Annotated in this window: 10 protein-coding genes; 6 read left to right on the plus strand and 4 right to left on the minus strand. The window is 63.5% G+C overall.

The features are described 5' to 3' along the window. Positions 1-13 precede the first annotated feature (13 nt). From ACH107_RS04545 to ACH107_RS04560, 4 genes are all read right to left on the minus strand, one after another. A complete protein-coding gene (locus ACH107_RS04545; RefSeq protein ID WP_412504831.1) occupies positions 14-2710 on the minus strand; it encodes an ATP-binding protein in 2697 nt (898 codons plus the stop codon). Continuing rightward, positions 2711-2977, minus strand: coding sequence for a hypothetical protein (locus ACH107_RS04550; RefSeq protein WP_412504832.1), 267 nt, complete (start codon positions 2975-2977; stop codon positions 2711-2713). It abuts the gene before it with no gap. Then, entirely contained in the window at positions 2974-3342 is a 369-nt protein-coding gene (locus ACH107_RS04555) for a response regulator transcription factor (RefSeq protein ID WP_412504833.1), read from the minus strand. Before ACH107_RS04555 ends, ACH107_RS04550 begins: the two co-directional genes overlap by 4 nt. 71 nt (positions 3343-3413) lie before the next feature. Then, positions 3414-4721, minus strand: a complete 1308-nt coding sequence (locus ACH107_RS04560) for a helix-turn-helix domain-containing protein (RefSeq protein WP_412504834.1) — start codon at positions 4719-4721, stop codon at positions 3414-3416. Between the two features lie 219 nt (positions 4722-4940). Between ACH107_RS04560 and ACH107_RS04565 the strand changes: the two genes are divergently transcribed. From ACH107_RS04565 to ACH107_RS04590, 6 genes are all read left to right on the plus strand, one after another. Continuing rightward, positions 4941-6293: a substrate-binding protein gene (locus tag ACH107_RS04565; protein ID WP_412504835.1), complete on the plus strand. Its 1353-nt coding sequence runs from the start codon at positions 4941-4943 to the stop codon at positions 6291-6293. 95 nt (positions 6294-6388) lie between these two features. Continuing rightward, complete coding sequence (locus ACH107_RS04570; RefSeq protein ID WP_412504836.1) at positions 6389-7420, plus strand: branched-chain amino acid ABC transporter permease; 1032 nt, start codon at positions 6389-6391, stop codon at positions 7418-7420. A 3-nt stretch (positions 7421-7423) separates the two neighbouring features. Next, positions 7424-8629 carry a branched-chain amino acid ABC transporter permease gene (locus ACH107_RS04575; protein WP_412504837.1) on the plus strand — a complete coding sequence of 402 codons (1206 nt, stop codon included), beginning with the start codon at positions 7424-7426 and terminating at the stop codon, positions 8627-8629. Positions 8630-8642: 13 nt separating this feature from the next. Then, positions 8643-9398 (plus strand): ABC transporter ATP-binding protein, encoded by a 756-nt coding sequence (locus ACH107_RS04580; RefSeq protein WP_412504838.1) that lies wholly within the window; start codon positions 8643-8645, stop codon positions 9396-9398. A 17-nt stretch (positions 9399-9415) separates the two neighbouring features. Then, entirely contained in the window at positions 9416-10171 is a 756-nt protein-coding gene (locus ACH107_RS04585) for an ABC transporter ATP-binding protein (protein WP_412504839.1), read from the plus strand. A gap of 86 nt (positions 10172-10257) precedes the next feature. Further along, a partial coding sequence (locus tag ACH107_RS04590; RefSeq protein ID WP_412504840.1) for an AMP-binding protein occupies positions 10258-10776 on the plus strand: 519 nt, incomplete at its 3' end.

Here is a 10776-nt window from a genome sequence, read left to right on the forward strand (position 1 = left end):
GTTACCAAAGACTTTACGACGCCGTGGCGCGTCGCGCGGCCGGCATCCGGACGGGCACGGTCACCCTGAAGGCCGCGCCGCCCTGTCCGGGCAGGTAGCTGATGCTGCCACCCAGCCGGCCCATGATCTCGCGGCAGATGGCAAGGCCAAGCCCGGCGCCGCCGGCCCGCGTTTCCGCGATGCGCGAGAATTTCTCGAAGATCATCGCCTGCTGTTCCGTCGGTATGCCCGAGCCGTTGTCGACAAAGTCGATTTCCAGCGTGTCGCCCTTGCCGGCGCTGGTGATGGTCAGGGCGGGGTGCGGCGCGTCGCAATACTTACGCGCATTGTTGATCAGGTTGATGAAGACCTGCGCGAGGCGGTCGAGGTCGTTCGTCAAAACGAGGTCCTCGGCCTCGCGGTTCCGGAATATTCGGAAATCGGACAAACTGGCGCCCGCCGCGGCCTCGGCCCGGTCGAGAACCCGGGAAAGGCTGTCCGTCTGTTCGTTGAGCACGACCTGCCCGTTTTCCAGCACACTGAGATCAAGCAGATCATCTAGCAGTCGGGTCAGCCGGATCGTTTCGTCATGGATCACCGAGGCATATTTCTTCTGTTCCTCCAGCGTAAGGTCGTCGGTGTCCCGCAGGATCTCCGAGAAGGCGCGGATCGATGTCATCGGGGTGCGCAACTCGTGGCTGATCTGGGACAGGAAGCCGTCCTTCTGAACCGAGAGCTGGGTCAGTTTCTCGTTGGCCTCGCGCAACTGGCGGGCGGTCCGGGCCTGTTCCTCGGTCTTGGCCTCGAGGCGGCTGGAATATTCCATGATCTGCGCCGTTTCATCGGCCACCGCCATCAGGTCCTCGACCGAGACGGTCGCGCCGCCCACGATCTGCGAGATCATGGCGTGTGCCGCGGCCGCGCCGATGGAGCCCGACAACTCGCGCTCGAGCGCCTGCAGGAAATCCGGTGACGGCTCGGGCAGGTAGCCTTCAAGGCCCTGTTCGCGCGCGATGCCCGAGAAGAACGCCTGCGCTTCGGCCGGCCCCATGATGCGCTGTGACATGATCAGCAGGTCCTCGCTCTGGGCCAGGCCGCCGGACCATGTGCGCGCCGTTGCGGAATGCTGGAACACGTCGACGAACTGCGCGCCCTGCAACCGCTCGATCGGCTTGGGAAAGCTCAGGATCGAGGTGATCACGAAGGCGGTCGTGTTCAGCAGCATGCTCCACATGACGGCATGAACGACCGGGTCCATGCCCGCGGCGCCGAACAGGGCCTGCGGGCGCAGCCAGCTTATGCCCATGGCGCCGTGGTCCAGAACCGCCTGCGGCATCACCGCCGAGGGGCCGAAACTGGGCAGCATGAGACAATAGAGCCAGACCACGAACCCCACAGCCAGCCCGGCGATCGCGCCGACGCGCGTTGCCCCGCGCCAGAACAGCCCCCCCATGAGTGACGGCAGGAACTGCGCGACACCGGCAAAGGAAATCAGGCCGATGGCGGCCAGCGCCGTGCCGCCCCCGGACAGGCGGAAATACAGGTAGCCGAGAAAGACGATGCCGGCGATTGACAGCCGCCGGGTGAGCAGGGCCACGTGCCGGATATCTCCCGACACGATGGCGCCGCCACCCGTCATCCAGAGCCAGATCGGCATGACCACGTGGTTTGACACCATCGTCGAAAGCGCGATGGCCGCCACGATCACCATGGACGTGGCCGAGGAAAAGCCGCCCAGAAAGGACAGGATCGCCAGCCCGTCCCTGCCGTCCGTCAGAGGAAGTGTCAGCACGAACAGGTCGGGGTTGGCGCCGTCGGGCAGCATGTCCAGCCCCACCGCCGCGATGGGCACCACGAAAAGGCTGATCAGCATGAGGTAGGTGGGAAACGCCCATGACGCGACGCGGAGGTGCCCTTCGTCGCCGCTTTCGACAACCATCACCTGGAACATCCTGGGCAGGCACAGGAAAGCCGCCGCGGACAGCATCGTCAAGCCGATCCACCGACTGCCCGAGACCTCCCAATGGGCGATGGTCGAGGCGTCGATGCGCGCGATGGTTTCGTCGAGACCGCCGGCCACCCCCCAGACCACGAAAATGCCCACGGCCAGCAACGCGAAAAGTTTCACGACCGCTTCCAGCGCGATGGCCATCACCACGCCGTGGTGCCGTTCGTTGGCATCGAGGTTGCGGGTGCCGAAGAGGATGGTGAAAAGCGCCAACCCCGCCGCCACCCAGAAGGCCGTCGATTGCTGGTTCGGCAGGGCCGAACGCGTCGGGTCGGCCTCGGCGAAGGCCGTGAAGGACAGGGTGACCGACTGAAGCTGGAGAGCGATGTAGGGTGTCGTGCCGATGACCGCCAGCAGGGTCACGAAAACCGCCAGCAGGTTCGATTTGCCGAATCGTGACGAGATCAGGTCGGCGATCGAGGTGATGCGCTGGCTGCGCCCGATCCTGACCATCTTGCGCAGGGTCCACCACCAGCCGATCATGATCAGCGTCGGCCCAAGGTAGATGGTCAGGAATTCGAGGCCGAATTTCGCGGCGAATCCCACCGCGCCGTAAAATGTCCACGCCGTGCAGTAGATCGACAGCGACAAGGTGTAGACCAGCGGCGATCGCAGCCATCTGCCCCGGCCCCGGCGTGCCGCGCGGTCGGCGGCGAACGCGACGAGGAACAGGAAAACGACGTACAGCAGGCTCACGATGACGACGACGTTGAGGATCGGCATTCAGCGCCCCTCGTCCCGGTCCCGCGTGTCGGTGTCGGAGTTCAGGTGCCGCGAGATGACACCCGCCAATGCCACGAGGCCGAGCCAGACGCAGAACAGATAGAAGATCACGTGCGTCGTCAGGGCCGTTTCGCCGCCGCTTTGCCAAAGAAGCGGCAGCGCGAAGAGGAAGGCCCCCATCAGCGGCAAAAGCCGCGCCGCATCCGCCATGCGGCGGCGGCGGTACGTGCGGCGTTCAAGGAAGACGGGCCCCGGGTCGCGCTTCATGACGCCACCAGTGACCTCACGGCGTCGAGCACCTCGGAATTCGAGAACGGCTTGGTCATGTATTGGCTGGCGCCGGCGCGCTCGGCCATTTCGCGGTCTCGCGACTGACCGCGCGCCGTGAGCATCAGCACCGGCGTTTGCGAAAACGCGGCATCGGCGCGGATGTCCTTGAGAATGTCGAACCCGCTGCGGCCGGGCAGCATCACATCGAGTATGATCAGGTCCGGGGCCCGCGCGTGGATCGCCGCCATCGCGTCATGGCCGTTGGAATGCGTCTTCACCTCCCACCCATCGCGCGACAGGATGAAGCTGACCGCCTCGATGATGTTCGGCTCATCCTCGATCAAGAGAACTTTCTTGCCCATTCAACCGGCCTCCCCACCCGATCAAATCCGGCCGTTTTGCCGGCTTACTATCCTCAATGCAGTGCGCAGTGTCAAAAACCCTTTGAAATGACAGGCGGTTCGCGCCGGGCCGGGCATTCCTCGACCGGGCAGATCGGGCAATTGACGCCAACTTCCCGTGGCGCGGCTCCCCCGGAATCGGACGTGTCGGGCACCACCAGCATGTTGCCCCGCAAGAGCGGGGGCTGCGTGAAACTCGCGGGTGTCAGCCGCTCGGCCAGGGCATAGGCCCGCACGGACTCCCCCCCGCGGCCGGCCTGATGCAGCACGGCCTCGATCGGGGCGTTGGGCTGGCCGAGCACCTGAAACAGCGGCCAGAGCGGACATGCCCCCGAGATCCGGGGCACCTCGAAGCCCTGCACGGGCTTGCGAAAGGTCAGCGCCCCCGAGCCATCGCAAGTGATCAGCCCGACCGGGCCCACGTCTTCCTCGGGCAACGTGGCGAGGCGCCGGAAAACCAGCGGAAGGTCGACGTCCAGCGCGCGGGCCAGCCTGTCAGGGGCCATCCCGTGCCGCGCGATCGCGTCCATCATGTCCTGCAAGGGCAGGCGGCGGGCGTCCTCGAGATACTGCATCAGGATATGCCGCGCGAGGGCCCGCGCGGTGTCCGAGCTCAGCGCCTCGGCGGAGTCGACGACGAGGTCCACTGTCGCTGCGCCGGCCCCGGCTTCGAGCGCGGCGATGTGATAGCCCTTGGCGGCCAGGAAATCGTGTACCTCGGCCTGCGGCCACTTGATGTCGGCCTCGGTGTCCGGCGCCCTCTCGAGGTAGCGCACGAGGCTCTCGGCTCCGTCTGCCAGCCGGCTGCTGTCCTCGTTGATGTTGCGATGAAACCTGTTTTGCCACTCCGGTTCCAGTTCGTCGGTTTCCACCAGGATCGACGCGGTCGACCATATTGAGGTCACGGTGGAGATCACTTCGTGCAGCGATGCCGCGAGGTAGGGGTCATGCGCCATGCGGTCGGTCAGCGTGGCCACGGTCTCTTCAAGGCTTTCGCAGTGCTGATGAAGTGTTGCGGCGAGATTCGCCCAGCCCGGAAAACGACCGGCGAATTCCTCGACCCGGTCCAGCTCGGGCGGCGGATCCGCGGATTCGACAGCCGCTTCGCGCAGGTTGGCGATCAGTGTTGCCTCCGCGCCGTCTGACAGGATGCCCGGCTCCACGTCCAGCGCGTCCGCCAGCTTGAGCAGGGTCTTGCCCCCGATTCTGCGCCGGTTATGCTCAATCAGGTTGAGATACGAGGGCGAGATCCCGACACGGTGCGCGAGTTCCGACTGGCGCAAACCGCTCGAGAGGCGGCGTTCGCGGATTCGTGTCCCGACTATCGAGCTTTCTGACATGCGGAATTTTCCATTGATTCAGGTGGCTTCCACGTCGGCGGTCACAATTTTTACTGCAGTGAACGAAACTCTGTGTATTTATTTACAAAAAAATCGTTTTGTCAAAGCCGCTTGTTGCGAAATTTTCTTAAGGCTTGGCATACTTGGCCTGCACGGATGTGCCATTGAGGAGCCGCGGAGGAGGCGCTCGTCAATGATTGATCAATTGGGAGGAAATCCATGTCCAAATCTAACCTGACCCGTCGTGGCCTGCTGAGAACCAGCGCCGTCGCAGGCGCCGGCTTCGCGATGCCGACCATCTTCACTGCCTCCAGCGCGTCGGCCCACATGAACGAGCCGACGGGCAGCTCGGTCACGCTGGGTTTCAACGTGCCGCAATCCGGCCCTTACGCCGACGAGGGGGCTGATGAGCTGCGTGCCTATGAGCTGGCGGTCGAACACCTCAACGGTGGCGGCGACGGTGGCATGATGAACACCTTCAGTTCCAAGGCGTTGCAGGGCAACGGCATTCTCGGCAAGAAAGTCGAGTACGTGACGGGGGACACACAGACCAAGTCCGACGCCGCCCGCGCCTCGGCCAAGTCCATGATCGAGAAGGACGGCGCCGTCATGATCACCGGCGGGTCGTCCTCGGGCGTGGCCGTGGCCGTTCAGGCGCTTTGCCAGGAGGCCGGTATCATCTTCATGGCGGGCCTGACACACTCGAACGACACGACGGGCAAGGACCGCAAGGCGAACGGCTTCCGGCACTTCTTCAACTCTTACATGTCCGGCGCGGCGCTGGCCCCGGTGTTGGCCAACGAGTATGGCAATGACCGCAAGGCGTATCACCTGACGGCCGATTACAACTGGGGATACACCACCGAGGAAGCCGTGCGCGCCTCGACGGAGGCCCTGGGCTGGGAAACCGTTGCAGCGGTGAAGACGCCGCTGACGGCCACCGATTTCTCGGCCTACATCACGCCGGTCCTGCAATCGGGCGCGGATACCCTGGTCCTGAACCACTACGGCGGCAACATGGTCAACTCGCTGACCAACGCCGTGCAGTTCGGCCTGCGCGACAAGGTCGTGAACGGCAAGGACTTCCAGATCGTCGTGCCGCTCTATTCGCGCCTCATGGCGCGCGGCGCCGGTGAGAACGTCAAGGGCATCTTCGGTTCCACCAACTGGCATTGGTCGCTGACCGACGAAGGCTCCAAGGCGTTCGTGCGCTCCTTCGGCGAGAAATACGGCTTCCCGCCGAGCCAGGCCGCGCATACCTGCTACGTGCAGACGCTGCTCTACGCGGATGCGGTGGAACGTGCCGGATCGTTCGCGCCCTGCGCGGTGGCCGAGGCGCTGGAAGGATACGAGTTCGACGGGCTCGGCAACGGCCCGACCCTTTACCGCGCCGAAGATCACCAGTGCTTCAAGGACGTGCTCGTGGTGAAGGGTAAGGAAAACCCCCAATCCGAGTTCGACCTGTTGGAGATCGTCGAGGTGACCCCGGTCGACCAGGTGACCTATCCGCCGAACCACTCGCAAATGGGTGGCGACGCGGCAACCCTCGGCACCTGCAATAACGGCGCCTGACCGCGGGCGTCATTGCAAGGGGGCGGGCACCTGTGCCGCCCCCCACGCTCCGCGCCGCGACAGGCGCCGTCCTCAAATTCCGTAGGGGCTGACCGATGGAAGCAATCATCCTGCAAATTCTCAATGGCCTGGACAAGGGGTCGGCCTATGCGCTGATCGCGCTCGGCCTGACGCTGATTTTCGGCACGTTGGGCGTGGTGAATTTCGCGCATGGCGCTCTTTTCATGCTCGGGGCGTTCTGCGCCGTGACCTTGCAACGTATCATGAGCCTCTCGTTCAAGAGCGACGAGCCCACCGGGACCGATTTTCTCGGCAATCCCAAGTTCGATGACATCCTCTACGTCAAGCACTGGTTCGGGGAAGCGGCGGGCGCGTGGATGGTGGATTGGTCCGTGCCGCTGTCGATCCTGTTCGCGATACCCGTGATGATGCTGATCGGGGTGATCATGGAGCGCGGCCTGATCAAGCATTTCTACAGCCGGCCCCATGCCGACCAGATCCTCGTGACGTTCGGACTGGCCATCGTGTTGCAGGAGATCATCAAGTATTATTACGGCGCGAATCCGATTCCGACCCCGTCGCCCGACGCGTTTACCGGTTCCCTGGATTTCGGCGCGCTTTTCGGCCTGGAACCGAACGTCATCATTTATCCCTATTGGCGGATCATCTATTTCCTGTTTGCCGCCGTCATCATCGGCGCTGTCTTCGCCTTTCTTCAGTTCACAACCTTCGGCATGGTCGTCCGGGCCGGCATGGCGGACCGTGAAACCGTCGGTCTGCTGGGGATCAATATCGACCGCCGGTTCACCATCATGTTCGGCCTCGCGGCGTCGGTCGCCGGCCTTGCCGGTGTAATGTACACGCCGATCAATGCGCCGAATTATCACATGGGGATGGATTTCCTCGTGCTGAGTTTCGTCGTCGTGGTCGTGGGCGGCATGGGCAGCCTGCCGGGCGCCGTGTTTGCCGGTTTCCTGCTGGGGATCCTAGAAAGCTTCGCGTCCATGGGCGCGGTTCTCGAAGTGCTCCCGGGCATCAACCAGATCATCATCTACCTCGTTGCGATCATCATCCTGCTGACCCGTCCGCGGGGGCTGATGGGCCGCAAGGGCGTCATGGAGGAATAAGTCGTGCTTGGTCTCGGAAAGAAAGACTTTCGTCTGCTTCTCATCGTTGCGCTGCTTACCATGCTTGCGCCGTTTATCCTCAATCCCTTCCCCGTCGACTCGGCCATGGCCCAGTTCAACGCGGGCTATCCCGACCTGATGCAGCGCTTCGTGATCTTCGGCATCTTCGCGATCGGGTTCAACATCCTGTTCGGCCTTACCGGGTATCTCAGCTTCGGTCATGCGGCCTTTCTCGGGGTCGGATCCTATGCCGCGATCTGGATGATGAAGCTGCTGACGATGAACGTCATTCCGGCAATCGTGCTTTCGATTGCCATCGCCGGGCTTTTCAGCCTCGCGGTCGGTTTCATCTCGCTGCGCCGCTCGGGCATCTATTTCGCGATCCTGACACTTGCCTTCGCGCAGATGTCCTACTCGCTCGCCTACTCCGTCTTGACGCCGATCACGGGGGGCGAGACGGGCCTGCAGCCCAAGATCACCGATCCGCGGATCCTTGACGGGGCATTGGCCGCCGGAGAGCAGCCGAGGGCAAACCTGTTCGGCCTCAACATGAGTTCAAGCGTGGAGATGTCGCTGGGGAACTGGCTGTTCACCTTCAACGCCGGCTACTATATCGCCGCGACCGCGATGCTAATCAGCTTCTACGTGGCGATCCGCATCTTCCGCTCGCCGTTCGGGACGATGCTGCGTGCGGTCAAGTCGAACCAGACCCGGATGTATTATACCGGTCTCAACGCGCGGCCCTACACGCTCGCGGCGTTCGTCATCTCGGGGATGTATGCGGGCCTTGCCGGCGGGCTCATGGTGGCCATGGACACGCAGGCCGGCGCCGAGCGGATGTTCTGGACCGCCTCGGGCGAGGTGGTCCTGATGACCATTCTCGGCGGGGCCGGAACGTTGATCGGTCCGGTTCTGGGCGCGGGCATGATCAAGTACATGGAAAACATCCTGTCCAAGATCAACAAGGACATCCTGCACCAGTGGTTTGCCTTCCTGCCCGACGGTCTGGAGGATTTCATCATCACCATCGTCTACCCGTTCATCGGCAAGGGGTGGCACCTCACGCTGGGGCTGATCTTCATGGGTGTCGTTATCTTCCTGCCCGGCGGGCTGGTGGAGGGTGGTCAGCGCATCCTGAACATGTTCGGTCGCAAGAAGCCGCGCGGCGATGATGCCGAAAAGTCCACCCAATCGCACCCTGCGGAATAAGGAGACCGGAGCCATGGGCATCCTCGAAGTCAAGGACGTGAACAAGCGCTTCGGTGGTCTGCGGGCACTGAGCGACGTGAACCTCAGCGTGGCGGAAAACAGCTGTCACGCCATCATCGGGCCGAATGGCGCGGGCAAGTCCACGCTGCTCAACTGCCTGATCGGCAAGCTGATCCCCGATACCGGCAGCGTCGTGTTCGACGGTCAATCCGTCCTCGGGCGGAAACCGTACGAAATCAACCAGATGGGCATTTCGCGCGTTTTTCAGACGCCCGAGATTTTCGGAGACCTGGCGGTCATCGAGAACATGATGATACCGATCTTCGCCCGACGTGACGGCGCGTTCAGGATGCACGCCATCGAGAACGCGCAAAACGAGAAGGACGTGGTGTCACAGGCCGAGGCCATGCTCGAACATCTCGGCATGGCCGACAAGCGGCATTTCCATTCAGCCTCGATGTCCCGCGGCGACAAGCGGCGGCTGGAGATCGGCATGTGCCTCGTGCAGAGCCCGCGGCTGCTGCTGCTGGACGAGCCGACAGCGGGCATGGCGCGCGCCGATACCAACAACACCATCGACCTGCTAAAGCAGATCAAGGACGAGCGTGATATCACCATCGCCATCATCGAACATGACATGCACGTCGTGTTCAGCCTCGCCGAGCGCATCACCGTGCTTGCACAGGGGACGCCCCTCGTCGAGGATACACCGGACAAAATCAAGGGCCATCCCAAGGTGCGCGAAGCGTATCTCGGTGAGTCGGCCTGACGCGGGGAGCAAGTGAAATGAACGTCAAACCCGACTTTTCGAAGGGGTACAGCCACGCCGAAACGGCCCCGGCCTTCCTGTCGGTGTGGGAGATGAAATCCTATTACGGCGAAAGCTACATCGTGCAGGGAGTCAGCTTCAACGTGCACGAGGGCGAGATTCTCGCGCTGCTGGGGCGCAACGGCGCCGGCAAGACGACCACCCTGCGCTCCATCGCGCGGATGGACAGCCCGCAGGTGATGCACGGTGAAATCTGGCTGGACCATCAGCCGCTGCACAAGATGAAGAGCCACCAGGCCGCCGCCGCGGGAATAGGGCTCGTACCCGAGGATCGCTGCATCATCCCGGGGCTGACCGTCGAGGAAAACCTCGAACTGGCCCAGATCGCGCCGCCGGTTGGCTGGTCGATCGAGCGCCTGTACGAGCTTTTCCCGCGGCTGGCCGAGCGCCGCCGGCAAGAGGGGACCACGCTCTCGGGCGGTGAGCAGCAGATGCTGGCCGTGGCCCGCGCGCTTGCGCGGGACATCAAGGTGCTTCTTCTGGATGAACCCTATGAAGGCCTTGCCCCTGTCATCGTCGACGAGATCGAGAAGACGCTCCGCATCATCAAGGAGCAGGGAATCACCACCGTCCTCGTCGAACAGAACGCCGTGCGTGCGCTGGAACTCGCCGACAGGGCGATCATCCTCGACACGGGCGGGATCGTCTTTGACGGGACCGCCGCCGAGGTGCTCGGGGACGAGACGCTGCGCGCCGAGTATCTGGCCATCTGAGACGACAGCGCCGGCGTGCTGTTGTTGATTACCGGGCACGTGGCGGGCAGACTACCGGTCAGAAAACACAAATTCGAGGGTCCGACATGACTGCACAAACCTATCCCCCCCGCCCCGAGACGGTATCGGGGGCGCATGTTGACGGGTCGCGTTACGAGCAGATGTATGCGGCGTCGGTTTCCGATCCGTCGGGGTTCTGGTCGGCCGAGGCGGGTCGGGTCGACTGGATCAAGCCGTTCTCGACGGTCAAGGACGTGAATTTCGACCTTGGCAACGTGTCGATCAAGTGGTTCGAGGACGGCACGCTGAACGTGGCGGCGAACTGCATCGACCGCCACCTTGGCACGCGCGGCGAGCAGACGGCGATCATCTGGGAGCCCGACGACCCGCGGGAAGCGGCGCAGCACATCACCTACCGCCAGCTTCACGACGAGGTCGGCCGCATGGCCAACGTGCTGAAGTCGCTGGGCGTGGGCCGGGGCGACCGGGTGGTGATCTACCTGCCAATGATCCCCGAGGCGGCCTATGCGATGCTGGCCTGCGCGCGGATCGGCGCGATCCACTCGGTGGTTTTCGCGGGGTTCTCGCCCGACGCGCTCGGCGCG

This window comes from Roseovarius halophilus (ex Wu et al. 2025) (assembly GCF_047086965.1).